This window comes from Luteibacter sp. 9135 (genome assembly GCF_000745005.1).
In the GTDB taxonomy this organism is placed as follows: Bacteria; Pseudomonadota; Gammaproteobacteria; order Xanthomonadales; family Rhodanobacteraceae; genus Luteibacter.
This window is the reverse complement of sequence record NZ_JQNB01000001.1, coordinates 3310754-3336412: the sequence shown is the minus strand read 5'-3', so window position 1 is coordinate 3336412 and position 25659 is coordinate 3310754. Positions and strand designations below refer to the sequence as shown.

Sequence of the window (25659 nt, the reverse complement as noted above, 5' to 3'; positions counted from 1 at the left end):
CGATCCATACCAAGGTTGAGACTCACAGGTCTTTGAAGGTTACGCTAAGCATCACCTGACGCGGAAGCCGCCATTCGGACTGGAGCAGCTCCTGCGTCTTCCCGTAGGTGTCGGTGACGCCCTGGCGCGTAAGGTTGAGCACATCCAGCGATATGGCGAAGTGCTTGTCCACGTCGTAAGACGCTTGCAGGTCGATGTTGTTTGTCGGCTTTTGGTAACGGTTCGCATAGAAGCCCGCCGTGGTGAAGTTGGGATAGCGGTCGTCCCAGAGCCATCCCAGGTGGTTCCATGCGATACGCCCGTGGACAGGGCCCTTGTCGTAGAAAATCGACGCGTTGTAGATCTCGTTCGGCTGCTCGGGGAGGCTGCTCATACGCCGCGTGCTGCCGTCCGACAAGGTCACGGGGAAGCTGGCGCGCATCAGCGTCGCGTTTGCGCTGAAGCCGAGGCCATCGAACGGATGCGGCAGGAAATGGAACGTGTCGGAGAAACCAAACTCGCCGCCCCAGGCCCGCACGGTTTTATCCGTGTTTCGCGACTTCGTCACCAGGATGGGAACGTCCACGCCGCCGACCTGCTCCAGTTCGCCGTAGTTGAAGATGTCGTCGTGAATCCACTTGTAGAATCCGGCGACGGACACGATGCCGCGCCCACCATCGACGTACCAGTCGTGGGCGATGTCCAGGTTGGTCGACTGCCGGGGCTTGAGGTCGGGATTGCCGACGGCCAGCGTCGCCGGACTGGACAGCGTGTTGAGCACGCCGCCGTGCAGCGAGGATGAGCCGAAGGTGGGTCGGCTCACGGTCTTGCTCAAACCTAAACGCAGTTTGCTGCTTTCGGTCGTATCGTAGACGGCCATAAGGGACGGCAGGACATTGGTGTAATGCTGGGAGGCGGAGACGGGCGCATACGTCCCGTTCGTTGCCTGTGTGCTGCTCGACCCGGCCCGTGTGGCCTCGACCCGTACGCCGCCGAGCAACAGCCAGCGGCCGCTGCGATATTGTGCCTGGCCGTATCCCGCATAGACCACCTCGCGAGTGCGGTAGGTGCCGCCGGCTTCGGAGGCGGTGTCTTCCGTCACCTTTTCGCTCGAGGCATAATGCTGGAATGCTGCGTCGGCCGCGGAAGCACTGATCAGCGGGATCGGCGAATCGCACTGGAAGGCGCATAGACTCTGTCCGGAAAGGACATCGGCCAGTGTATAAGGCGCGCCCGACCAGCTGGTCCGGTCGAACGAGACATCCTGGTAGATCGCGCTGATGCGCGCGCCAAAACCTACGCCCCAGCCGCGGTCGGTCGTCTGCGTGTTACGGCTGAAGTTAAGCTGCTCGTCGAAGCGGTTTTCGCGAAGGCGATAACGCTCTTCACGGTGATAACCGAGCGCGTACCGTGACGCGTCGTTGGCCAGGGCAGGATTGGATGGAGCGAAGCTCGGTGTCTGACCGGACGTGTCGTAGCCGAAGCCCAGCCCATTTTGCGCGAAGTTATCGACCGTCTGCGGGTTGTCGACGCGCGAACTCGACCAGCTCGATCCACCATCGACCATCCAGCCGCCATCCAGTTCTCCGCTGAACCGGCCGTACAGACCGCCAAGTTCGCGCTTCCATCGATAACGTCCAAGCTGGATGGTCTGGTTCACCTTCGTCAGGTTGCCGCTGGTGGCGGTCTGCCCCAGGTTCAGCGAGCCGGTCTGTACGGCGGCGTTGAGGTCGTTGCGATCCGAATCTTCGTTTTGGCGGAAATAGTACGCATTGAGGAAAGCGGTGAAGCGATCCGAGATCGCCCAGTCGAAACGGCCCTGCAAGCCGGTGCGGTCGCGCTTGTTCTGATAGTTGTAATTCACTCGCGAGGAAGGCACGGCATAACCGTTCCCGCTGTATGCTGTGGTCTGCACTCCGGCTGCGTTATACCAGTTCCGCGTTCCACCCATCTCGACCTGGGGCACGTTGATGTCGCGCTTCCAATAGGTAGCGGACAGATAAATGCCGTACTGGTGGTGGTCGCCGAACTGGCGTGATCCGGATACCTGGGCTTGTCCGACCCCGTGATTACCGCCGTTTTTGGAACTATCTTCGGCGATGCCGCCTGTGGCGGTTGCGGAGAACGCGTGCACCGGGTAGTCGAAGGCGCTCGGCGTAACAAAATTGGTCAGGCCACCGATGAAGTTGGCATCCTGCGCAGGAGTGGCCATCTTGACGACGTCGATGTGCGACGCGATGTTCGACGGGAGCACTTCCATCGATACCTGTCGGCCGCCAGTGTTCGTCTGACCAAGGTTGATGTCGGTAGACGCCAGACTGAAGCCGTCGATCAGCAGATCGTTGTAGTTCGGGTTGAAGCCGCGAACGATCACGAAGCGTGGCTCGCCCTGGTAGGTGAGCGCATTGACGCCCGCGACGCGCTTTAGGGCATCGCCGGCGTTGAAGTCGGGGAGCTCACCGATGTCTGAGGCGGAGGTCGTATCTATGAGCACATCTGAGTCGCGCTTGATGGCGGCGGCACGTTGCGTCGCGGCACTGACACCGGTGACGACCATGGCACCCAGATTCGTCGCTGCGGCGGGCTTGGCGGGCTTTGTCTCCTCCGTCGGTGCAGCATTCTGCGCGAATGCTGAGGAGAAGGGCGCGCCCTGAGCGAGGAGCGCGAGGCCTAGGGCCTGGAAAAGAGGTTGCCGTTTCATGAAGGACTGCCGGAGGAAGTATGGCTACATTAATCACGCACTGTTACAGATTATTGTCCAGATCGTCTTTTTCATGAAGCATCCGGGCCCCGACCGGGTTGCATGACAAGGCAAGCCCCTCCAACGCGCTTGCGAGCGAGCCGCGCGCCGTCAGAAGGTTCAGTTGTTAAGGGCGGCTTGCCGGCTGACGCCCATGTTCGTCGCCAACTGAGGTGCGGTCAGCGGCCGGTCGGCCAAGGCGATGGCACCGAGCATTTGCCGGCTCGGTCGGGGTGCAGTGCACACCCCCCGGTCGGACAAAGTTATGAACAGGCTGCTTCTAATTTTTCTGGGAAGATGAAGTGAGGCAGTGGGGGCGACGCCGGGCTCAGTTTGCAGGTCTGATTGAGAATAATGCCGGGCTCATTCAACAAAATCTTGATCCGCGATGGCAGCTTCCATTGCAGTTGTAATACGTGCTTTCGCTTGCTCTAGACCGCGACGATCTGCAGGGTGCGAAGCCGGGCCCGTATATCGGATTCGATCTGATCCGAGACGTCCGAAGCTCCCATCATCGCCGCCGGCGGTTCGCCGCTACCGGTTTGGACGGCTTGGCAGAAGCGACGTTCCTCATAGCCGCAGCAGTGCCGGCGCCTGGCGCGAATAGTCAAGACCGGCCCGGCATTGACGCCAGTAGTCGCCTTAAGGACAAAGCACAAGACGGCACTCGTCCGACGTGTCCGCCCATGCGTCGGCGACGGCTTCCAACGGCATGGTCCTGAAGGGCGTCGTGAACCGTCCTTCGGGAAGCGCGGCCAGCAGGCCTTGGGCACCGGCGACAAGCGCTTGCATGGAAAGGCTGCCGATGCCGCTGCCGAGGATCTCGACGCCCGAACTGCGCAGGGAGGCGCCGGACATCAGGATCGATTCGCCGGCGATCGATCCGATCTGGACATAACGGACCCGCGGTTCGCCGGCACGCGAACCACGGCCGCGGGTTGCCGCGGCCAACACACGACTTGCCGGTTCACCCCACAGGTAGTCGAGCACGACGTCGACACGTCCAGCAAACGCCTCGGTCAAGGCGGCGTCTGCCTCGCTATCCATCGCGATGGTTTCCACATGCGCCGGCATCGCCTTCAGCTTTGCCTTGTCGCGTCCGGTGGCGATGATACGACTCGCACCGAGATAGGTAGCTATCTGCACGGCTAGACCGCCCGCCGACCCCGTGGCGCCATTGATCAGGACAGCTTCGCCCCGCAGGAAGGCTGCCCGCTCATGCAAGGCGACCCACGACGACAACCCAGCGGTCACCACCGATGCGGCGAGGGCATCATCAACACCTTCGGGCACCGGAACCACCGACGTCGTGGCCACCAGCGACTGCTCTGCCATGGAGCCGAACGGCGATGTGGGAAAGAGGAAGTAGACCCGTCGACCCTGTTCGTCCAGACCAACGCCATCGATCCCGGGCACGAAGTGAGCGGCGCCACCTCCCGAATAATGCTTCCCAGCAGCAAGGCTCCTCACCAGCGGACTGAGCGGTGCCGCCAGAACACGGACGACAGTCTCCCCGTTGCCGGCAAGGGGCTCCACGTAGGTACCGAAAGCCGGTGGATTATTGAATGAGTTAACGATCGCTGCGCGCATGGAATTCCTTTATGGGACGTGCAACCTTGTCGTTACAGGGCCTAGTGGGAGGAGGGCGCTTTAGTAACGCGCTTCTGTTTGAGTCGTGCAAAAGCAAATCCATCCCGGATGTTCAAGCCGATGAGGACGAGATTGGAGGCGCCTGCAAAGAGTTCGGCCAGCTGGACGGCGACAAACGCCGGGCCGAAGTCACCTGCTGATGCTTTGAGGTGAAGAAACAGGGCGGCGGGCAGGAGGACCAGCAGGCCCGTTCCGGCAATCCATGGCATGCGTTTGCGCTTTCGCGCCAAAAGGGCGTGAGTGGCTTTGCCAGCCATTGAAAAGCCCGTGGCCGCTGTCGTCGCCATCGCGGGCAGGAACAGGAAGAGGGCATAAGCAATGCCGGCCTTGACCGTAACCACCGCGGACTTCGACAGAAAGAGTTCGGACACGAGAGTCGATGTCCAGAATGTCGCAACGAGCGCGAACGCCAGCACGGCAGCGATCGCATGCAGCCTACGCTTCATCGGTCTGGGCCTTTTCTCGCTGTACGAACGCGGAAAACCGGGCGAAGACCGCAGCAACGACGTGCAACTCTTTCGATGTCATGTCGGCTCCTGCAGACCGAGCCAACGCCTGCCACTCGGCATCGATGGCTTGGAACAACGCCGAACCGGAGTCACTCAGCGTATAGATGGGAGAACGTTTGTGTGACCGGTTCGGTTGCGCAACGACGAGCTCTTCCGCCGCCAGGAGGTTTAGTTGTTTCAGGGCGGCTTGCCGGGTGACGCCCATGTTCGTCGCCAGCTGCGGTGCGGTCAGCGGCCGGTCGGCCAAGGCAATGGCGCCGAGCATTTGCCAACGCGCGCTGGTCAGGCCGAACCGAGCGGCGAACTGGTCGCCCCAAGCAAGGAGCAGGCCGTTCATGCGAAACGAGGAAAGGACGAACGCGGTGACTTCTTCGGGTGATGCCGACACAGGCGTGGCCAATTGAATACTGACAACCAGTTTACAACTTGTAGCATGGTTGTCAATATTGCCCCGGCGGAGAAGGGCGCTCTGGCGCGAAGCGGTTGCACGTGCCGCCTCGGGACTTAAGTTCTGGACGGGTAACCGCCGGAAGAGGAGCGCCTTCGTCGACTGCTTTTGATGGCCATACGTTCGCCGAATTTGCTTAGCGTGTCACACCCGAAAATGCTGCTATGCAGCATCATGACTATAGTTTTTGGCCGAAAACGCTTCGACAACGGGGGGAATCCGTATATAGCAGCGCTTCGGAGACGTTCTATGAACAAGTTGACCTTGGCCATTTGTGTCACGACCGCCTTGACTGCGTCCGTGGCCGGCCCGGTCCTGGCGCAACAGGCACGGGGCGGCGCGGTGCGCCAAGCGCAGCAGTCGTTACGCGGTACGCCCGCGGTACGCGGGCACGCGCCAGATTTTCTGCAAGACTGGCTGGCCGACCAGATCGCCGATCGCATCGTTCGAAAGATGACGCTGCAGGAAAAGCTGGATTACATCGGCGGCACCGGTGCCTGGGACATCAAACCGCTGACGCGATTGGGGCTCCCCCAGATCTATGCCACCGATGCGTCACTGGGCGTGCGTCTATCGTCGCCGGCAGGGGTGAGCTATCCCGCCGGCCAGTCGCTCGCCTCAAGCTGGGACACGCAACTGGCCAAGCAGTTTGGCGGCTCCATCGGGCGTGATGCGCGTCAACTCGGCTTCCAGAATGTGCTTGGTCCAGGCGTGAATATGTACCGCACCCCGTTTGCGGGGCGTGCGTTCGAGTACATGTCCGGCGAAGATCCTTACCTCGGTGCTGCACTCGTTCCCCAGGTGATCGGCGGCATCCAGGACCAGGGCGTCTGGGCGACGCTGAAGCACCTTGTCGCCAACGACGAGGAAAATAACCGCCTCGCGGTGAACATCACCGTTGACGAGCGGACGCTGCGCGAACTTTATCTCGTCCCCTTCGAGTCGGCGGTGAAGGCAGGCAAGCCGGCGAACATCATGTGTGCGTTTAACGGCGTCAATGGTCCGCTTGCCTGCGAAAACGGACATCTCAACAACGACATCGTCAAGCAGCAGTGGGGCTACAAGGGCTTTATCGAGTCCGATTACAACGCGTTGCAGGACGGTCCCAAGGGCGCGCTCGGTGGCACCGATCTGGACATGCCCAACGGGCAGTTCATGAACGCGACGACGCTCCAGCCGCTCATCGCCAACGGCACGATTGCCCCGTCCGTGATCGACGACAAGGTGCGGCGCATCGTGCGCCAGATTGCGTTGTTCGGATTCACCGAGAACAGCGTGTCCACGGACAACACCCAAACCGCCGCGCAGCGAGCGCAAAGCCAGGCGACCGCGCGGCAGATCGCACGCGAAGGCACGGTATTGCTCAAGAACGACCATAACGCCCTGCCTCTTGCGAGCGATCATCCGCTGAAGATCGCCGTGATCGGCTACCGCTCCGTCACTGTGCCACCGTCGGGTTTTGGTAGCGCCAACATCAATCCGAACGAATACGTCAACGATATCGACGGCATTCGCGCGGCGGCACCGCAAGGCAGCCAGATCGACTACATCGACCGGATGTCGCTCGATCCCGGGCTCACCCCGAGCGTGGGTGGCTTCACGGGCGCGTACTCCTCGGGCGGCCAGACCCTGACCCGGGACGATCGATTGATCAACCTCGACTGGAACAACGGCGGCTCGCCCTTTGGTAATACGATGCCCGACGCCGCGGTGTGGTCGGGCAAGATCACGCCGACGACCACGGGCGACCATGTGTTCAAGGTGCGCGCCGATGGCGCGGTGCGCGTGCAGATCAACGGCAAGGAGATCGTCAACAACGGGGCGGGTACGGTCATTACGCCGTCGATCCCTCCGACCATCCCGTCCTCGGGCACGATTCGCCTGGAAGCAGGCCAGACGTATGAGGTCAGCATCCAGTATGAGCGCAAGCCCAATTACTTCGGCACCCTGGGCGGATTCCAAGGTGTGCAATTCAGCTGGGCCTCCCTCGTGCCGACCGCCGACCTGGCCAGCTACGACTCGGTGGTCGTCGTCGGTGGCCTGGGTTCCGAATACGAAGGCGAGGGGTTCGATCGACCGTTCATCCTTCCCGAAGCGCAGGATGAGTTGATCGCCAACGTAGCGTCCGCCAATCCGCGAACCACCGTGGTGATGCATGCCGGCGGCGGCGTCAGCATGCGAGCATGGGTCGACAAGGTGGCCAGCGTGCTTTACCCCTGGTATGCCGGGGAAGAGGGAGGTGCGGCGATCGGTGAGATCCTCTTCGGCACCGTGAACCCCTCGGGCAAGCTGCCAATCACGATCGAGCGCGACGAGAAGGACAACCCGACCTACGCGAACTACCCGTTCCCGCAGAACAGTACGGCGAACAAGGAAATCGTGTACTCCGAAGGCCTGCTCAACGGCTATCGCGGCTTCGAAGCAAACGGCATGACGCCCGAATTCGCGTTCGGTCACGGTCTTTCATACTCGACATTCACCTATGGCAACGTCCACGTGACCTCCGGCAACGTGCCGTACCTCGACGATCGCCAGATCGTGGCACGGGTCCAGTTCACCCTTACCAACACCAGTGACCGCGAGGGCACCGAAGTCGCACAGGTGTACGTGGGCGAGGATGCGCCGTCGGTGTCGCGACCGAAAAAGGAGTTGAAGGGGTTCTCGCGTGTGACGCTCAAGCCGGGTGAAACGCGCGAGGTCAGCGTGCCGCTCAATGCCCGTGCCTTCGCATGGTTCGACACCTCGGTGAACACCTGGCGCGTCGACCATGGCAGCTACACGATCTCGGTGGGCGGTGCATCGGATGCCATTGCTGGCACGGGACGCGTCGTCCTGCCACGAGATCAGCTGCTTTCTGTGAAAGACAGCCTGCCCGTCGTAAGGAGTTTGCGATGACTCGGCCGGCGGCAGCTCGGGCGTTGGATGATTTGCCGGATCATCGTGGGCTTGTCGAGCAGCTTTGTGGCGAATACGGACCGGAAAGGCTTTATTCACCTACCTGATCGCAGGCTGCGCCTGCATTGAGCGCTGTCGCGCGCGATTGCCCAAGCGTGTGGAAATATACCCACCCGTTTATCCAGCGGTGGCGGCACCGCACCGGCTATTCGTGTCGGCGCGGAGAAGGTCATGTCCGATGTGCCCGGTGCGAAACCGACGTTTGTTGGCATCGGGCTGGACGAGTTCGTTGCCACGAGGACGCTGAAGAAGAAAGCGCTGTTCAAGGCAATCACTCGTCGGCAAGCCAAGAATATCTTCAGTGTCCGGTCGCGCACGGCCGACCTGGTCTGGGCGACGACAGGCCATGCAGAGCCGATCACGGGGCATACACCGTCGGTCAAGCGCCAACTCATCGCTGGGACGACCGGTGCGATCACGTCGGAACACAGTACACGCGATGGGCTACGTGCCGCTGCCGTGGACAAGACGGGAGCAGACTTCTCCTCACCCACCATCTTCAAAGACATAGCGGTGATGTCGCAACTTGCGACGATCAAACATATGGCCAGTCCGTCGACAGAGCTGAAAGCGATCGAGGGCCAAGTGCGAGCATTGGCGACACCCCGCTACACGGCCCTGACGGGTACAGCGGATATACGCCAGCCCGCGCATTTCGACAGCATGGTGGCCCACGTCCAAGAGGAGCGGGAGCGCAAGAAATGGGAGGTCGGCGCGCAGATGATGGCGGATCCGCGTCTCAGTGGGATGGTGCCTCCCGTTATCAAGAGCTATCTGACCACGAAGGCAAACATACCGGGCGACGCACGCGAGCTATTCCGCTCCGATCTGCATACGGGGCGTGGGGTACCCATTAACGCGGCCCTTAGTTCCGACACACAGGACTTGTCGACTCACTCGTTGCACCAGCTCAGCGCCATGGTGACACCGACGACTCGTCCGCGTGCCTTGAGCGACGCACGTATTCTGCCACCGGTCGTTCCGATCAATGCCAGAGGACAATGAAGACTGTAGGGGTGTAGCGTCGTACCTGATAACCACCGCCAGGCAAATCGGCCTCAGCTACGTGGCGAGCCGGCCCATGTCCGTCATCACATAGGGGCTTAGAAGCTTTGGCGATCCGTTCTCATTTGACGAAGCGTCCGACGAAGCGATCGTGGTACAGGGCATCCATACCATCCGAGATCTGCAAGGCAATCCCCTCGAAGGACAAAATTACGGCCTGAAAGACAAGGCCGTAGGTCACGTTTTCCACTTCAGGCACGGCAAGGTCAGCCGTTTCTATCGAGTCGCGGTCTCTCCCATGAGGAGAGACCGCGACATCGCTGCTGCAAGTCTTAGATTGTAGTCGTCACGCGCCACTTCCCTTGCGCATGCTGTCGCCAAATCCGGTCAATGCCCTCGACGAGGCAATCGATATCAGATTTTGTGTGCGTACTCATCAGGCTGATCCGGAACCGCTCCTGGCCGTGCGGCACAGCCGGGTAATGCACTGGATTAATGAACAGTCCATCCCTATTGAACTGACCGCACGCCACCTTGATATCCATATCAGCCGGTGTTGGCAAGATAAGGATGGCGGAGGGTGTGTGAACTTTGAAACTCCATGACAATGCATTCAGGGCAGCCGTTGCGTAGGCAACGTTGTCGTGCAGGGAGCGCATGCGTTCGGGTTCGTCGGCAATTACATCGAGCGCACCGTGCACGGCGAAACCACCACTGACGGCAAGCGTCTTGCTGAACGTCCCCATCAGAATATCGATATCCGAGGCTACGCCGAAATGCTCGCCAGCGCCGTGACCGCAGGCGCCCATTACACCCGTGCCGTGTGCATCGTCGACGACGCTTATCGCGCCATGCTTACGACACAGCGGAATGATGCGATCGAGTGGCGCAAGATCGCCGTCCATCGAGTACACGCCTTCGACAGCTACGAAAACATCTGAGCCCAATCTCACTCACGAGAACCAGGTCGTAAGTACGCAAAAGCCTCCCATCGTCGCAGATCCATGCCATCCGCCATTACTCAGTCGCTTGATGACTATAGTTGCTTCGTCTGAATATTCTGCAGAATGCTCAGCCCCCCTCGGGATAGCGAATACCAGGATCACTGCCACCTCCGCGTGGCTGGCGACGCGATCGACTCTCGCATCCGGGCCGCACAGGCGGGTCAGCAGCATCTGGCTGTCGAAGCTACGTTCAAACGGCATGGGAGCCGCATTGCGATGAACCCTGGGACCCCTATGATAAAGTCCGGGCAGGGCACCACCACACCGGGCCATTCGTCCATAGCCAGGAATCCATCGCGATGTCTGCAAGCCGGTCTTCAGGAGAGTCCGCGATCCCCTTGAGGATCGCCATGTCGCTGGGGATGCTCGCCATCCCGTTTTGTTCGGCCGCCCTGGCGTCAGGCGAAGCCCGCTGGCCCGCCAGCACAGTGGCCCAGCGCGCCTTCCCCAACGGCGCGGCGATGTTCGTCGAGGACGATCACGGCAAGCTGCGCGCGTGGGTCGTGTCGGAATCCAAGGGTGGCGCGCACGTGGACGCGATGGATTTTTTCACCGGCGAACGTATGAAGGTCGACGTCGCGCTCGAAGCCGACGGCCACCAGTCCGCCTCGTTCACCGATGCCAAGGGCATTTCGCATGTGGCCGTCGGCAAGGGCTTCGCCTTTTCCGGTGGTGCGTCGTCAGCGTCGCTGCCCGGGCTGGACCTGGGGGCGGACAGCATCTACGTGAAGAAATCGGCTGCCTACTGCGGCTCCCGCTTTATCGCCGCGACGCCGTCGCCCGGCGGCGCGGACGCCTGGCACAAGTTTCCGATCTATCACCAGGAAATGTCCGCGTCAGCCTGTCCGAAGGGGAAATACTGGTCGAACATCACCTCGGCGCTGGACCTCGACGATGGCACTTTCCTGGCCGTCGAAGGGTGCTTCGTGTTCAGGCTGAAAAAGGCGGACCTCAGTCCCGCCGGTGACGCACCGGCCGTGCGCGTCGTGGATAAGGCCAGACTCCAGGCGGCGATCGACGAAGCGAAGGCCAAAGGGGCGAGCGATACGATGGAATACGTGGCACAAGTGCTCGGCCTGCCGTCATCACCGCAGCTCTCTTGCAAGGCGGAATAAGGCATGGCGGATCTGACCGATAACGAACTTCGAGCGGTCGCGTACTTCAGCATCGGCGTTAGCTCGGAAGGTAAGGACGCGTCTTACCGATTGGCATTCGCGGGCAATACGTTGCGCGACGCCGCCGGCAACGTCAATCTTCAGCCGGTGGGCAACAGCGGCTACACCATCGGCACGTTGCAGACCGATTTCGGCGCCCATCCGGCGGATGCGCGCCAATTGGTGGCGGCCTACCAGGGCTGGGCGAAGGAAAACCATCCCGACTGGGTGCTCACGGATGAGCAGCAGGCGAAGATGTCCGCCGACCTCGGGCGCGACGGCAACCATGTCCGCGACGCGAATTTCGACGCGCACCTGGCGCAGTACAAGAAGAAGAAGGACATCCCGGCATCGTTAATGCCGGCCGGGGGCCCGGATATCGACCAGACGTTCAAATCCCATCTCAACGAATACCTGGCGACCGATGCCGGCAAGACGTTCATCCACGAACGCGATGTCACGCAAGTAAACAAGTTGATGGACCGTGTCGCCGAACCATTGAAAGACACGGATCTGTATCAGAAGGCTTCGACCGAGGACAAGGCACGGATCTTCGCGGTAGTCGCCAAAGCCTATAACCAGGGTGATGCCTACGGCGACAAGCTGATCACGGGTATCCAGGACGGCAAGATCACGAGTCTCGACGGCCTGAAATCGAAGGTCGGCGAGTTCCCGAATTATTTCCACTCCGGCCGTGACGAGGCGCTCAAGGGCGCGGACACGTTCAACGCGATGAAGAACGCCAGCGCAGACGGTCCACTGAAGGGCGCATGGGACGCTGTCTTGGCCAATCCGCTGGTCAATCCCACGACCCTTGCGAAGGACGCGGCGCATCCGGATCTCGCTGCGCAGTACGGCACGGTGAAAGGCATCTTTATCGATCCGGTTCAGGGTCGTAACTTAGTGCAGGACATGGACCAGGGCGCATCCCATAGCCATGGCGACCCGGCGAGCAAGCGTTCGCGCGGTTACTACGCGCAGGGCAAGGACCTGGTCCAGTGGGACATGGACGGTCACGGACGGTCGTACATCGACGGGAAATGGTCGGAGCTGTCGCGATCCGACCTGAGCCTTCAGCGCAACAATGACCACTCGCGCGACCTGAAGATCACCCAGGACGGGCACACCCGCGATCTGCTGCATGTCGTCGGGCAGGGCGCACAGAAGCAGGCAGAGCCGAAACAGGATGCGCCGAAGCAGGGTGACCATGCTGCCCTCAGGCAGGGTGCGCACGGCTCCGACGTGGAGCAATTGCAGACGAAGCTGGCCGCCCTAGGTTACCTAAACAACACCGTCACGCCGGACGGTAAGTTCGGCTCGACGACCAAAGCGGCGGTGGAAGCATTCCAGCAGGACCGCAAGCTCGACGTCGATGGCGTGGCCGGCAACGATACGTTAAGGGTCCTGGCGGACCAGGTCCGAGCGAAGACGGAGACGGCCACCGCGGCGCAGGTACCAGGACGCCTCGACGACCCGGATCATCCCGATCACGCCATGTTCCAGCAGGCTCGCGACCATGTTTATGTCATTGATCGCCAACTCGGGCGCACCCCCGACCTGCAAAGCGACCAGATCGCTTCCGCGCTCGTGGTACAGGCGCGCTCGGACGGGCTACAACGTATCGACCAAGTGGCCTTGTCGGAAGATGGTAGGCGCATGTGGGCGGTGCAGACGCCGCCGGGCCAGCGCGATCACCTCGCCGATCTGCGCACGAGCGTCCCGACGGCCTCGGCGAATACGAGTATGGAGCAGAGCGGCGGCCAGTGGCCGCAGGCGATGGAGCGCTTTGAGGCGATCCAACAGCAACAGGCCACCGAAAGGGCGCTAGCGCAGAACCAGAGCCAGCAGCAGGCGGCACCGGGGCTCGGGCGCTGACCGCGCCGCGCGGGAGCGATCTGGCTCGGGTTCTAGCTGGTCCGGAGTCGGTGTAACGCGGGCGCCAGCCTTCAAACGGCGCGCAGCTGAAAATCCGCTCCAGTGCGATTACGGTTGGTTATCGGGGGGTAGGGTGGAAGGGAGTCTTTAGCCGATGCCGTAACCGTTTACACGAGAGCGGCGACAGGAGGCCTTACTCTTGTCCTGTGCATGCTTCAGACTTCGTCGTCATGATTGCGAGCATCGTGAGCCGCTTTCGAATGGACGAATATCCTTACCTGGCCGCGATCAGGCTGCTCGTGGTTGATACCTCCGTCACGGATAACGTCAGGACCGACTGGTTTACGGTGATCGACAATTCAGCCCGGGTGGTCACCGAGAAGCCCGCGCTTATAAAGTTTGAGACCGCACGGCTTCTCGACGTGACCTTGACCGCGCTTCACGAAACGGCTGTAGATCGCTTCGGCGAGGGCGAGCATCCCTTCACCCTAGATCCGTTTCCAACATACCGAAGAACGAAAGGTGCTCCATCGCAAGTCCTACCCTACGAACCTGGTTCGGAGCGCCTCCGGTTTGGCATCAATGACGACATGAACTCTTGGGAAGGCGCGTTCTACGAGCTTGCCTATGAAGCCATTCACTTGCTGAGTCCTGTTATTCCACCGTCGGGTGATTACCCAACCGTTGCCACTCTTGACGAAGGTGTTGCGGTTAACTTCGCCGAGTGCATGTACGACAGGTACATCAGGCCTTACTTCGCCGAGAATCCTGGCACCAGGCCGTTGACCGGTGCCCTACCATGGTGAGGCTAGCCATTTGACGCGCGCTATTGAGAGTTGGCCTGTTCGAGGCGAAACGCATGCCTATCCTTCGAAGAGGGAAGATAGCAGCTAGCCCCGCGCGCGAAGTCGATGGCCCAGGGGAACCGGAGCCGCGTACGCTCCCATAACAGCGGTCACGACGTCAGACGTGTCGTGACCACAGTCGTCGGCCCGCTACGAAGCCCGCGCGCCGTTCGCTGGAAAACAAGCCAGCGCGTTGCCCAGAAACTGGGGCGGATGGTTTGAGCGTAATGCACTGCCGAGATCGTCGAGCGTGAGCGCAAGACCTGGGACGCCATCCTTCTTCTGCTCTCTTCCGTTGTCCAGAAGATAGTCGAGCGTGACGTAGTAGCCTCGCAACGGATGCTCAACGGGGATTATATAGAACACTAGGTGCGTGAGCTTATTACCGCCTAACTCGGCGTAGTAGGGCAGGGACGACTGGTATTCGTCGATTTCATCCTGAGCCATCCAGAAAACGTTCGCCGGTCCCGTGGTATGGAATTTCGCATCCACGGCGATGAACCAGCGCCCGAGATCAACGTAGAAATCCGCTCTCTTTCCGCCGGCGGCTCTGAGTACGTTAGGCTTGCCGGCACGATGCATCTGAGCGTCTGTTTTCATGCATGAGCCGTGGTGCTGCAGTTCTTGGTAAAGGACGACTTCACCGATGTTGCCCATCCAAACAAGCAACTCGTTTCCGTATCCGAGCAGGCTTTCACGGGCTGTTTTCAGCGCAATTTGAGCCTTGTATTTTTCTAAATCACTTGCTTTTTTATTAACTAATTTCATGTTTCCTCGTTTAACGATCGCGTAGGTGCAATCGGTGGAGACATGCTATCAATGAACTCGAAAAAGTCAATAAGTAATTAATTCTATTATATATTTATGATAGAACCCCGACGTTCCTCCACCCATAAAATCTAACGGAATTGCGGCTACTGGATCTCCACATGACCACGAACAAAAAGATTGCAGTCCATGCCTTGTCCTTGGCGACCACTTACATCGAAACCTTTGCGGTCCGCCGCGACAACGGTCAACTCGTGCGCCGTTCTTACGCCACCGGTTTCTTCGTTCGCGTACCCAACGCAATCCTCCTGGTCACCAACTGGCATGTTGTGACAGGCCTTAACCCCGCGGAGCCCTCCCATTGCGATAAGCCCATTCCCGAACTCATGAAGGTGACGGTGAGGGGGAGGGAGGGCGGTATCTTGGAGCTCTCGCTTCCCCTGTACGCCAGAGACCTTGCGCCCATGTGGTACGAACATGAGGACGGTCATGCCGTGGACATCGCCATTTATCCGCTTCGTGTTGAGCTGGCTAACCACTTTGAATTCGTCGACGTGATGTCGATGATGGACGACGACGACATCGACATCGAAGTGGCCAAGGAAGTATTCATCCTCGGTTACCCCTTCTGCAAGACTGAGTTAGAGGAGAGCTTTGGCCAGGACGCACCTTATTACCTTCCAATCTGGAAGCGAGGAAGCATCGCGTCCGAGCCCGGTTCTCCGTACGGCGGACGCGTTGTTCTCATCGATTCACTCAGTCGCCCAGGCATGTCGGGATCGCCGGTGGTTATTGCGCAGGAGCAGAGCCACATGGTATCGGACTCATCGAAGACCCAGGCGATCTTCCGCCGGATCGAACAGGGCGACCTCAGGGCATATACCGAGCTGGACCGCGAGACGACAAGGGACGCCACTGTTAAGTCATTCAACTTCTTTGGCGTCTATTCGGGCGTGTTGGGCACGACGCGCATGGCCGAAGTCGCGCTCGGCAAGTGCTGGTCGGCCGACACGTTGGTGGAAGTGATCAACGCACAACAGCCCGGACGGATGCCGTTTCATGCGCCCGTGACTGAAAACGAACCTTACGCGGCCTACTTTGCCGACACGACCCGCGGAACGCTGGTCATGAAGGATGTGGATGGGGCGATCACCAACAAGATCAATTTGTCCTAGACATAATCGTAGATACGCCTGGTTCTTACCAGTGCTAAAGCAAAGGTTGCATGAGGCCCGGCGCTCTCGGGCTTCGCGATTGATACCGAGATGCCACCGGCCTTCCTGCGCACTGTTTCCACAACATCAATAAGTATGTCGGGATACCCTTAATGATGTCGCGGACGGTTCCGTCGTTCTAAATACATGAAATTCCGAGCGATTTCAGCTAATCGCGGCGCGAACAGTACTGAAGATCTGTCTGTTTGCGAGGTGATTAAGTGTTCGAACGTCGGTTCGCGACACCATTACCACCGCGAACGGCTAGATGCCTGGATGTCTGTTGGTAGGGCAATACTCTCTCCGCTCGCTCTTGGTTGCGAGTATCAGTGCAACTGTCCTATTCGCAGCACTGGCGACTCAGGGAATGTCTCGCTTGAAAACATGCCACTGACGTCGAGGACGTTCCCGCAGTCACATTGGTACGCGGGCGTTCTTACTGAAGGCGGGGGGACGTCGGGATGAGGATCATTGCGAGGATCCGTTCTAGGCACTATTCCAAGGAAGGATCAATCTTGTCGACAGATCCGCAGCTTGGCATTAGGTCGGCTAAAGTATCCGCCGCGAAGCACATGGAATGGGTGGGATTTGGTCACTCGTCGATCAGTCCGATTCTGTAGTCGACTATCGTCCCCGGCTGAGACGGCCCGGATAGATACGCGACGCTTTCGAAATTCACAGTGCGCGGGACGGTGCCCCGCAGGGGTAGTGCGTCGCCTGTGCCGGCACGGTCAACGCGACTCGGACCGCGCCCTGCACGCCGTACGCAACGCAGCGCCGGCGCGGGTTGCGCCCGACGATTCCGCCAGGCGCAACGCCTCCCTATTCGTTAATCGATGATTCTTCCATCGGCGTCACGGACGTAGTCCGAGCCGCATTCGGCGCAGACTCCATCGATTTCGACTCCATCATCGCGGTGGTGTCGCTCGTAAATTTCGTCCAGTTCAACGTCTTCTGCCGCCTCGACGTTCAACTCGGTCAAGGTGCTGCTATCGACCCAGCAAGCCACCAGATGCCGGTCTTCCTGTCGCTTGCAGTCCGGGCAGGGCACGTAGCACGTATTAATCATGCTTCCGTCTCCGCGTCCATGGACAGCTGTTCGCGCACTTCCAGCTCGGCGACTGCCTCGGGGAAGCGGTCACTGCAAAGTTTAAGCAGGGCCGCCTGGACGCGTTCAGGCACGTGGGCAGGGGCGAGCTTGTCCGGGCGACTGAATCCGCCCAAACGCAGGTCAGGCGGAAAGATCGGGAACGCCTTCGCTACAGTGCCTACCTGATGGACGTACAAGACCCAGCCGTCGCACACCTCGAAGGCTACGTCATCGTAGTGCCGAGACTTGGACGCTACCGCAAAATCGTAAAGGTACGCCGGCCCCGATGCATACGTGCGGACCTCTTCGTCGCTGGGCTTGTACCAGGCGGGATTGGGCGGCGAGTTGCGGTCGTTTTCGGTAGCAATGTAGCTTGCCGTGTCGCACAAATTTTCGTACGAGCCGAGCTTACCCGTCGCGGCGAGATCATCCAACTGGCCGTAGTAGCGCTTTACCGCGCGCCGACTCCGGAAGCCCCATTCCTTTGCCGCTGCATCCTGAAGACGCCCACGATCAGCCTTGCGATCAAAGTTCGGTACGCTGCTGGGCCCGGCAGGAGCATCCAAGCCGCCGGTGTCGTGATGGGGTCCATGGATCCGGTGAACGCGATCGACATCACCACACCATGCAGAAAAGGATTTCGAGATAGGAAAATAGCCAAAGTAACCCGCCGCCAAGACCATCTTAGGCGGCATGAGCGGGAACATTGGCAAGGCGATCCAGGAGGAAGGGAAGGTAGAGTGACGACGGACGTGAGGCGGGAAAATAGTCAGCGTGGCGGCGGCGAGCCGCAAGCCGAACACATCGTCGTGCCCCATGGGCAGCTCGGAAACGGGCAAGCGTCTGGGTTGGTCATGGAATGATCCTCGCGAAAAAGGGAGGCGAACGTCGTTCGCCCTAATGGCAAGCCTTCTTCGGGAACGCTCGCGCGCTATAGGACCCCGCTCCTGCCACCTCGTGTGGCCGCCCCAAAACGTTAACGCCGGGGCCTAGGTCAGTCAAGTGATGATCAAGTGACAGGGCGGGAACAGCGTTAGGGACGCGCAAGGCCGCTGTTCGCGGTCAGCACGCCCACCTCATCTTCGATAACTTCATGCTGGAGGCGCCGGTTGAGGGCTTCGAGGCGATCTCGCTGATCTTGATCGTTGTCGGTCATGAGGCGGCGCATTTTCTGCTAAGGCATAACGATCGACGCGTCCCCGAGGAGGAATCGCTCGCGGAGAAGCGTAGTCTCGAGATGTGGGCCGATTCATTCGGGACCAAACTGGCCCTTACCTTGGTGACATACGGCGCGTCCACGGGTGCCGCGGCCGCGCCGTTCTTGGTCGAGGTGTCCCTTAAGCAACGTCTGGAGGCGATCGGGCGAGCGATTGGTCGCCTTGGCGAGAGCTACTTCGACACGGGTTCACCGCACCATCCGGATGCACCGACCCGCGTGGGGATGTGCGTGACGGGCGTCACGTCCTTTCTGGACATCGAGCTCAAAAGCAGAGTGCCCAAGCGGTCACTGTGGGTCATGCTGCGTCTGTACGACAATCCAGCCATGGAAGCGATGATGGCCCATACCGACGAGAGCTACCTCAGTGATCGTTCACCCATTGAAATGATGGCCGCGGTTCACCGCGAGATCCAAGGTGAGGATGGGGCCATCAGGCCCGGGGTATCACCCTGGATGGTCCGCTTCGTAAATCTTAACTTCGCCGTCGACCCCGACGAACGTCGGCGTCACGTCCAGGCAATGGAAGTGTTCCTGGAGCGTGAGCTCGCCGCCTTGTTCGCAGGGGACGCCGCATGAGCTCCGCCGATCCCGCCAGCGGCAGCTACACGGCGACCGCCTCGCCCATTTTTTCGCTCAGACACAACATCGTCCACGCTTTCGAGAACGCCCGAGGGGGAAATCGGTCGGCGCTTGGCGAGGCTGTGGCCAGCGGCTTGGTTGCCCCAACCCTTGAGGTTTTGGTCAATACCCATCCGGCGTGCGGACCGCGGCTGCTTTTGGACGACGTGCCAAAAATCCAGTTTCACGGCGCTCACCTCGAGCTCGTGTGGGCCTTTGCCTACAGCTGGCTGGTCATCTTCGAAGAAGCCGTGCAGAAACCTCTCCTTGAACAAACGTTTTATGGGCGGATTTGGTTCCACACCGACCTGACCCAGCGTGCAGCGCAGCTGCTGGGCTGGGCACGAAGTTTGCGCATGGCGGCTACCCCGTGGCCGGACGGCCTGCCGACGCCCACGAATGGGGCCTCTGTGGAAGAGCAGTGTTACGTCGATAAGGCGAACAGTATTTTCCAGGATGCCATGGCGTTCATGGCGTATCATGAGTTTGCCCACGCGCGCTATCGCCACCATGAGGCGGTCGACCCACGCGACCGCAGCGCCGAGGGCCTGGCCACGGCGGTGCAGTTGGAATGCGAGGCCGATGACGTCGCGTTTCACACCGTCGTGCCGTCCGGCGCGACCGATTCGCTTCGGCGCATGCTGGGCTGGTCCGTGCTGACGCCCGTCCTCTCTTCGTTGTATCTTTTGCGTGGCCCCCGGGCGTTGCGGCAGACGCGTCATCCGCACATGCACCACCGAATTCAGGCCATGCTGGAAAAGTTGGCTTTTGACGAGGCGTCGCGCGACTACTTTACGTACCTGTGCGTCGCAGTGGTCCAGGATTTTGCGCAGACCCACCACGGCGCGCCCACCGAGCCGCGAAGCTTCGACACGGCGGACGACGCCTTTAGCGCCTGGCTGGACGAGTGCGATGACGCCGAGTGAGGGCATCGGTTGGCGACAGGCTCTCGGTGGGTGTCGCCTGACCACGCGTCATAGGCCGCCGTCAGGGGGCACGTTAGCACTCGGGCCGGCAGCGCCGTCCTCGAGCAGACGCGCGGCTGCACCCTCGTTCACCGCGCCGGTACGATGGTAGCCCAGCACACTGCCAACGCTGCGGTGACCGGTCAGCGCCATGACCTCGGCCAAAGGCACGCCGCGACGTCCCGCCTCGGTGACGAAACCGGCGCGCAGGCTGTGCCCACCGATGTCGTCGCTCAGTCCGGCACGCACCGCGCGGCGTTGAATGAGCGCGCCGACGGCCGCGGGCGATAGCCCCGGCCCGACTGTCGTGCCCCATAGGCGACGAAACAACGGACCGGCCGTGAGGCCGCTCGCCGCTATCCACGCCTCAAGGGCAGCGGCGGCCCGACCCACCAGCGGTTTGCCGCCGGCACTGGCGGCTATCGGCCCTGCCTGTTCGATCTTGCTACGCCCCAATTGGTACGCCCATGCCTCCGGGCCCAGCCGTTGGAGCTGTTCGAGGCGTGCACCGGCAATCTCGCTGCGTCGGCGGCCGCCACTGGCGAAGCCAAACAACAGTAGCGCGCGATCGCGGACACCTTCCAGATCCTCCCCGCAGGTGGCCAACATGGCCTCCAACGGATCCCGGGTGAGGGCGGCTTTCTTTGCCGGGGTCTCGCCCCGCTGCGCGGCGGCGCGCCGGGCACTGCGTAGTAGCTGCCGCACCTGTGGCGAGTCGCTCGGACTGGGCTGGTCTTTCAGCCGGTGCACGCTGGCCAGCACGGACAGGCGGTGCTCGACCGTGCTGCGCTTCCACGCGCCCAGCGTCGCCTTGGCGCCGGCGGCGACCAGCGCGGCGTCCAATGCGGCGGGCAACTCCGATCGGAACGTGCCCTCCGCATCGACGCGGGGCAGGTGGTCGACGATGAACTGCAGGATCACCGGCTCGGCGACGGGCAGGGTGAGCTCGCGGGCGTACCGGCCGCGGTACCAGGCGGCCCAGTAGCCCAGGGCGGTGCGGTAGCTGCGGGCGGTGTTCGCCGAGGCGCCGGCGGCGAGGATGTCGCGGATCGCCTCGGCCGCGCTGCCGGCCAGCTGCGCCGGATCGAGCATGGGGTAGGCGACTGGGATTATCGCAAGAACATCTTTTTTCATATGTTCCACATAAGAAAAACCACAGATGAGAGGTTGTACCGGCGATAATTAACCATTATCGCCGGTACGGCGTCATTCGGGCTCACGTCATGCAAGGAGGCCGTGGAGCCTACATGGCGGCTGGGGCGCCGCCACCCGCGGAGCACGACGTGCTGTTGCAAGAAAGGACATTCCACGGTGCTCTGCGTCGCGCGTCCTGCGACCGACGCGGCCTATCTTGTTTACCATGCGGCGGCGCGGATGATTTACAAAACGCCAGTTCCGCTTGCCAAAATGCATTTTTTCGTTGACACGAAGTATTCCTGCGTTTACTTTCGAGTACATAAGCTTGTCATGGATGATTTAAGAATGATGCGAAGCGGGCACTCCATGACCATGTCAAATGACGCGCTGATCCGCCTGGTGGCTGGCGCGATGGCGGCGGACTACACCGCCGTCAGGCGCGCAGGCGCTGTCCTGGCCGACGCGCTGCAGGAAAGTTCACCCGAGACCGCCCGTGAACTGCGCTCGTTGCTTAACCGCAAGGGTGTCGCGTTGCGCGCCTCTGGCTTCACCGAAGCACTGCCGGTGGATGCCAAATCACGGTTTCCGCTTATTGAAGAAGTGGCCCCGCCAACCACCCCGTTGTTCATCGACCAGCGAGCTGGGGCGATCTTCACCAGTTTCCTGGCGGACGTGGCACACCACGACGTGCTTACCAAGGCGGGCCTGTCGTCACGCTTGTCCCTGTTGTTGTCCGGGCCACCGGGCACCGGCAAGAGCCTCTTGGCCGGGCACGTGGCGGCGCACCTTGGTCGTCCGCTCTATGTCGTGCGTCTGGATTCGGTGATTTCCTCGCTGCTGGGCGATACGGCGAAGAACATTCGAAGCATTTTTGACTTCGTGCCCTCCCGGGGCGTGCTCTTCTTGGACGAGATCGACGCGGTCGCCAAGCTGCGCGATGACCGCCAGGAGATGGGGGAGCTCAAGCGCGTGGTCAACACACTTCTGCAGGGGCTGGATTCCCTCGACGATCGCGCGGTCGTCATCGGCGCCACCAACCATGCGCAACTGCTTGACCCGGCGGTGTGGCGACGCTTCCCCTACCTCATCACATTAGGGCTGCCCGACGAGGATGTCCGGTCGGACCTGTGGGTGCACTTCCTGGCCGATCCCGCCGCGACACCGACAACCGTACGCATCCTGGCAGCGATCTCCACCGGATTGAGCGGCGCAGACATTCAAAGCGTGGCCTTTGCCGCACGGCGCAAGGCGTTGCTAGCTGGTCGCGAGGTGGACTTGGCCGACGTCGCCGCCGAAGTGCTGCGCGCCGGCGGAAAGTTGGTCGATGACGACGCCGGGGCCGTGCGAGCAAGCACTATTCAGGCCGCCGTCGATGAGGGGGCAAGTCAGGCCGACATCGCAAAAATGCTCGGCGTGACACGGCAGGCAATTTCAGCATCGTTGAGGGGAAGCGATCGTCATGGCGCAAGAGCGAAGCGACGGAAGACCAGTACTTAACCCGGCCCTTCGGCTAATGCGCGAGCCCGTGCCCAAGCCGGTCACGGGTCGGTCGCCGTCGGAGGCGCAGGTGCATGTTGAACGGCTGGGTGCGCAGCGCATGGCGCTGTCGACTGCGCTGATGGCGATTCGCCTCAACGCGCCGCCGCTACACGCCGGGCGCCTGCACCTGCGGGCCCAGATGTACGACGACTCGCTCGCTCCCACGTACCAACCGCGAGGGGTGTTCGGCGCGAAGACGCGAACGCAGATCGTCGCGCCCATTGCCAAGGGCTATCTCGTCGAGGCGTCATGGGCGCACCTGGATCGGCTCGTCGAGGAAATCGAACACGGCGACGCCGTCGACGCCCGCGTGGCCATCTCGCGTATCCATTCGATCAAGCGCCAGGACGCATCGGCCGTCCTGCAAGGCCGCGAGCTGCAGCAGCTCTGGGACCGCACGCTTCGCGATGACGACGGCGGGCTGTTTTCCGTCTGGCTGCCTCCGTTCGCCGATCCGGGCGCACGCGATGCCGTCATCACCCAGTTGCTTGGACTCGAGCGCGAGGGTGACATTCGGTCGGTGTTCGCCACCGTCACCATGGTGCGGCCTTCGGCACAGGAAGCCGGAACGCTGCGAGTATCCCGGCAGCCGGAGTCGGCCAGCATTGCGCAGGTAGCTAGGGAATACCGCACCCGGCGCGTGGCCCGCGTCTCCCTGGTGGCCACCAGCCCCGACGCCCTCGCGCGCCTGGCCGCCTCCGGTGCCTCGTTTCGTATCGACCCCGTGTTACCACTGCATGCCCAGACGTTTCCTGCTGCACCCGATCCGGAACGTCCCTTGCCCAACGAGGACTGGCATCCCGTCGTCGCTGTGGTGGATGGCGGCCTGACCGCGCGGAGCTACACCCCGATGGAGGCGTGGCGTGCGCCCTCGCTGGTCGCCGACGTCGACGCAAACACCGCCCATGGAAACCGCGTCTCGTCGCTTGCCGTCCACGGGCATGCCTGGAACGGCCATCTCAACCTGCCGCCACTGACGTGCCGCATCGGCACGGTGCAGGCCATTGCCAAGGACGACCGTGCGCATGAATCGCGCGGCCGCTTCCTGAGTTACCTACGAGAAATCGTTCGGACGCATTCGGCCGAATGCAAGGTCTGGAACATGTCGTTCAACGAAGCCACGTTCAGTGGCGGCGAAGAAGCGATCAGTGAGCTGGGCCATGGGATCCGCGCGATCGCGCGCGAGTTCGACATCCTTCCGGTCATTTCCGTGGGTAACGTCTACTCGCAGGGGCACGGGCGAGTCAGTCCCCCGGGGGACTGCGAGGCGTCGCTGACCGTCGGCGGTCGCATCGCCAATGGCGAACACCCTGATGCCCATTGCCCGACCTGCGTGACGGGGCCTGGTCCTGAGGGCATGCACAAGCCGGACGTGTCGTGGTTCTCGACCCTGCGCGCGCTCGGTGGGCAGCCCCAGACCGGCAGCAGCTATCCCACCCCTTTGGTAGCCTCTCTCGCGGCGCACGCGTTTCACCACTTGAAGAACCCGACGCCGGACCTGGTTCGTGCCTTACTCATCAGCAGCGCTGAAGGCATGACCTTCGATCCGAAGATCGGCTGGGGCACGCCGTGGCGGGATACGGCGCCGTGGACATGCCCGGTGGGCACGGTCACGCTGGTCTGGACCGCCACGCTGTCGACCGGTCAGGCCTATTACTGGAACGACATTCCCATTCCGCCGGAAATGGTCCGCGACGGAAAGCTGCATGGCCGTGCCAGCCTCACCGCGGTGCTAGCCCCGCGAGTGTCGGAACTGGGCGGCGCCAACTACTTCGCCTCGCGTGTCCAGGTTGCCCTGCAGACACCGGGAGCCGGCAGCGGTCAGGTCAACCTCCTAGGGACGATGAAAGAGAGCACCGCGCCGGAGAAAACGGCGCGCAAGGAGTACGCGAAATGGCATCCCGTGCGACGCCACGCCAAGTCATTTCCACGTGGGACGACACTGCATGCCGATACGATGCGTGTCTACGCCCGTGTTTTCACCCGCGACGACTATCAGTTCGAGCAAGAGGATCTCGACCAACCCCTGTCGGTGGCCTTTGTACTGACGTTGACCGCTCCCGATCCGGGCAGCGACATCTACAGCAGCATGATGGCGAAGCTTGGAGCGTATGTCGAAAGTGCAGTGCTGGAACAGGAAGTGCAGGTACATCTTTAGCGCCCTAAGCGGGGACACCGGCCAGGGGCGTTGTACATCTTAGTTGGATGTTCGGATCGGAATTGCTAGTTAATCCATGGAGGACCAGGTGGGCAGTTTTTGTAATGAGCAGACTATCGAATATGCCCTTGTTCCGCGATTAACGAAAGCGCTGATGGGGCAATACGCCCATGTTATCCCGTTCCGGTTCTGGGCGTCACGGGAGGGTAGTCGATCAGCCCTCAATAGCAGCAACACGCAGCTTTTTCGTCTACTCACGGTTTTTGCTCGGCGCCCGAAATTTCCGGGGTATGCGAGCGGCGTGCATGTAAAAATAAATCGGGATGTACAGGACCAAGCACGCGCACATTGGCAGGTGGGCATCCCGACTATTGCTGCCACGGTGAGTGCTTCCCACCTGTCCGACATCCTCCCAAATACTCCGGCGACGTACTTTCATATTCCGCCTGTGGGGGCGGATCAAGAATTTGTCCTGACCGTAGGCACCGAAGCCGAGCTCATCGCGGGTGATGACCCACCGGCTATCTTGAGTGAAAACGATGTTCTGCAACTTGTCGATGCGCAGGCGGCTCGGACCTATAGCGACTGGGTCGCTGCCATTCGGGAGGCTCGACGGCTGATGGACGATGAGGAGGCAAGTGGCGAACACTGGCTTTTCGGCCCTACTCGCTATAAGCCGCTCTACCTCTTGCTTGGCTAACGTTAACAGAGGGCGGATGAGTAATAAGGCCGCTTCAGCTCGGTTTTACTGAACGCGGCGACGTGCGTAAGTCTAAACATCCTCGTG

The 25659-nt window shown here is 61.2% G+C and carries 21 protein-coding genes; 11 read left to right on the top strand and 10 right to left on the bottom strand.

The annotated features are described in order from the left end of the window. Positions 1-22 precede the first annotated feature (22 nt). From FA89_RS14055 to FA89_RS14040, 4 genes are all read right to left on the bottom strand, one after another. Positions 23-2680: a TonB-dependent receptor gene (locus tag FA89_RS14055; protein ID WP_036141356.1), complete on the bottom strand. Its 2658-nt coding sequence runs from the start codon at positions 2678-2680 to the stop codon at positions 23-25. Positions 2681-3361: 681 nt separating this feature from the next. Then, complete coding sequence (locus FA89_RS14050; RefSeq protein WP_036141354.1) at positions 3362-4309, bottom strand: quinone oxidoreductase family protein; 948 nt, start codon at positions 4307-4309, stop codon at positions 3362-3364. A gap of 41 nt (positions 4310-4350) precedes the next feature. Further along, the gene (locus tag FA89_RS14045) at positions 4351-4815 is read right to left on the bottom strand and encodes a hypothetical protein (RefSeq protein WP_036141351.1); all 465 of its coding nucleotides are present in this window, start codon (positions 4813-4815) and stop codon (positions 4351-4353) included. Next, positions 4805-5215: a MarR family winged helix-turn-helix transcriptional regulator gene (locus FA89_RS14040; protein ID WP_051938793.1), complete on the bottom strand. Its 411-nt coding sequence runs from the start codon at positions 5213-5215 to the stop codon at positions 4805-4807. The genes FA89_RS14045 and FA89_RS14040 overlap by 11 nt, the downstream gene beginning before the upstream one ends. Positions 5216-5437: 222 nt before the next feature. Between FA89_RS14040 and FA89_RS14035 the strand changes: the two genes are divergently transcribed. Together FA89_RS14035 and FA89_RS14030 are read left to right on the top strand one after the other, a co-directional pair. Continuing rightward, the gene (locus FA89_RS14035) at positions 5438-8221 is read left to right on the top strand and encodes a beta-glucosidase H (RefSeq protein ID WP_081916606.1); all 2784 of its coding nucleotides are present in this window, start codon (positions 5438-5440) and stop codon (positions 8219-8221) included. Between the two features lie 231 nt (positions 8222-8452). Continuing rightward, positions 8453-9286 carry a hypothetical protein gene (locus FA89_RS14030; protein WP_036141349.1) on the top strand — a complete coding sequence of 278 codons (834 nt, stop codon included), beginning with the start codon at positions 8453-8455 and terminating at the stop codon, positions 9284-9286. A gap of 121 nt (positions 9287-9407) precedes the next feature. Here the strand turns inward: FA89_RS14030 and FA89_RS20255 are convergent, their stop codons facing one another. Beyond that, positions 9408-9545: a hypothetical protein gene (locus FA89_RS20255; protein WP_185754371.1), complete on the bottom strand. Its 138-nt coding sequence runs from the start codon at positions 9543-9545 to the stop codon at positions 9408-9410. 73 nt (positions 9546-9618) lie between these two features. Next, a complete protein-coding gene (locus tag FA89_RS19835; protein ID WP_255349641.1) occupies positions 9619-10239 on the bottom strand; it encodes an aminotransferase class I/II-fold pyridoxal phosphate-dependent enzyme in 621 nt (206 codons plus the stop codon). Between the two features lie 401 nt (positions 10240-10640). Between FA89_RS19835 and FA89_RS14020 the strand changes: the two genes are divergently transcribed. The 3 genes from FA89_RS14020 (at position 10641) to FA89_RS14010 (ending at position 14125) form a co-directional block, all read left to right on the top strand. Further along, positions 10641-11405 (top strand): hypothetical protein, encoded by a 765-nt coding sequence (locus FA89_RS14020; RefSeq protein WP_036141347.1) that lies wholly within the window; start codon positions 10641-10643, stop codon positions 11403-11405. Positions 11406-11408: 3 nt separating this feature from the next. Continuing rightward, a complete protein-coding gene (locus FA89_RS14015) occupies positions 11409-13319 on the top strand; it encodes a peptidoglycan-binding domain-containing protein (protein WP_036141345.1) in 1911 nt (636 codons plus the stop codon). Positions 13320-13549: 230 nt separating this feature from the next. Beyond that, positions 13550-14125 carry a hypothetical protein gene (locus FA89_RS14010; RefSeq protein ID WP_185754370.1) on the top strand — a complete coding sequence of 192 codons (576 nt, stop codon included), beginning with the start codon at positions 13550-13552 and terminating at the stop codon, positions 14123-14125. Between the two features lie 189 nt (positions 14126-14314). Here the strand turns inward: FA89_RS14010 and FA89_RS14005 are convergent, their stop codons facing one another. After that, entirely contained in the window at positions 14315-14932 is a 618-nt protein-coding gene (locus FA89_RS14005) for a hypothetical protein (protein WP_185754369.1), read from the bottom strand. Positions 14933-15093: 161 nt separating this feature from the next. Between FA89_RS14005 and FA89_RS14000 the strand changes: the two genes are divergently transcribed. After that, complete coding sequence (locus tag FA89_RS14000) at positions 15094-16107, top strand: S1 family peptidase (RefSeq protein WP_036141339.1); 1014 nt, start codon at positions 15094-15096, stop codon at positions 16105-16107. A gap of 868 nt (positions 16108-16975) precedes the next feature. On the opposite strand, the gene FA89_RS13995 is transcribed toward FA89_RS14000, so the two are convergent. Then, on the bottom strand, positions 16976-17215 hold the full coding sequence (locus FA89_RS13995) for a hypothetical protein (RefSeq protein ID WP_036141337.1): 240 nt from the start codon (positions 17213-17215) through the stop codon (positions 16976-16978). Continuing rightward, entirely contained in the window at positions 17212-18054 is an 843-nt protein-coding gene (locus FA89_RS13990) for a hypothetical protein (protein ID WP_185754368.1), read from the bottom strand. Before FA89_RS13990 ends, FA89_RS13995 begins: the two co-directional genes overlap by 4 nt. Before the next feature lie 275 nt (positions 18055-18329). Here FA89_RS13990 and FA89_RS13985 point away from each other — a divergent pair, with 275 nt between their 5' ends. Continuing rightward, entirely contained in the window at positions 18330-19031 is a 702-nt protein-coding gene (locus FA89_RS13985; RefSeq protein ID WP_036141334.1) for a hypothetical protein, read from the top strand. Beyond that, the gene (locus FA89_RS13980) at positions 19028-19999 is read left to right on the top strand and encodes a phage exclusion protein Lit family protein (RefSeq protein WP_036141332.1); all 972 of its coding nucleotides are present in this window, start codon (positions 19028-19030) and stop codon (positions 19997-19999) included. Before FA89_RS13985 ends, FA89_RS13980 begins: the two co-directional genes overlap by 4 nt. A 48-nt stretch (positions 20000-20047) precedes the next feature. On the opposite strand, the gene FA89_RS13975 is transcribed toward FA89_RS13980, so the two are convergent. Then, complete coding sequence (locus FA89_RS13975) at positions 20048-21172, bottom strand: site-specific integrase (protein ID WP_051938789.1); 1125 nt, start codon at positions 21170-21172, stop codon at positions 20048-20050. A 177-nt stretch (positions 21173-21349) separates the two neighbouring features. On the opposite strand from FA89_RS13975, the gene FA89_RS13970 reads away from it, so the two are divergent. From FA89_RS13970 to FA89_RS13960, 3 genes are all read left to right on the top strand, one after another. Continuing rightward, on the top strand, positions 21350-22672 hold the full coding sequence (locus FA89_RS13970) for an AAA family ATPase (RefSeq protein ID WP_221174309.1): 1323 nt from the start codon (positions 21350-21352) through the stop codon (positions 22670-22672). A 16-nt stretch (positions 22673-22688) separates the two neighbouring features. Next, a complete protein-coding gene (locus FA89_RS13965; RefSeq protein ID WP_221174308.1) occupies positions 22689-24872 on the top strand; it encodes a S8 family peptidase in 2184 nt (727 codons plus the stop codon). 76 nt (positions 24873-24948) lie between these two features. After that, positions 24949-25572 (top strand): hypothetical protein, encoded by a 624-nt coding sequence (locus FA89_RS13960; RefSeq protein WP_185754367.1) that lies wholly within the window; start codon positions 24949-24951, stop codon positions 25570-25572. Positions 25573-25659: the final 87 nt, after the last annotated feature.